Origin of the sequence: Sphingobium phenoxybenzoativorans, assembly GCF_001757355.1 — a bacterium.
In the GTDB taxonomy this organism is placed as follows: domain Bacteria; phylum Pseudomonadota; class Alphaproteobacteria; order Sphingomonadales; family Sphingomonadaceae; genus Sphingobium; species Sphingobium phenoxybenzoativorans.
Window position 1 is genome coordinate 1 of the sequence record NZ_MINO01000200.1, and the last position, 632, is coordinate 632.

Below are 632 nucleotides of genomic sequence, written 5' to 3' on the forward strand. Positions count from 1 at the left end.
TGTCCGTCTCGTTGAACAGCCGCGTCCAGCCCGCAAACTCCACCTGAATGCCATCCGGGTCGAGAAAATAGACCGAGCTGACCCAATTGCTCTCATGCACTTCCTTCAGCGCATTCGGACCCGTGCTCGGCGCCACATCATTATGATGCACGATCTGCGAGCAATTCACGCCCGCCGCCAGCAGCTTCTCCCGATATTCGGGCAGCGCGTCCGCATCCACGTCCAGCGCAATATGGTTCATCGAACCAATCGCGGTCAGCGACAGACCGCCCTGCCCCATCGGGTTGGACACCACCGTCACGCCAGGCTGCGCCGGGCCAGCCTCGGGAAACCAGAAGAAGGCAAGCGAGGAACCGCCCATGTCGAAGAAGAAATGCTGGCCATATTTGCCGTTCGGACCCAGCATGCAGGTCTTGATCAGCGGCATGCCCAATATGCCTTCATAAAAGGCCACTGTCCGCTGCATGTCCGAACTCACAAGCGCAATATGATTGATGCCACGGATATTGAACTTGCTGTTGACCTTGCCCGTCGTCGTCAGTCTGCGGTCCATCTCGCTCTCCATTCACCTCTACAAGCCAGAAAACCCATGCCTGACGCCCAGACAACGCAGCAGCCAAAACCACCACACC

The 632-nt window shown here is 58.1% G+C and carries 1 protein-coding gene; it reads right to left on the bottom strand.

Translation table 11 applies throughout. From position 1 onward, the window contains the following. On the bottom strand, window positions 1-553 hold a 553-nt coding region (locus BHQ40_RS24850), incomplete at its 3' end, for a VOC family protein (RefSeq protein ID WP_070158320.1). Window positions 554-632 lie beyond the last annotated feature (79 nt).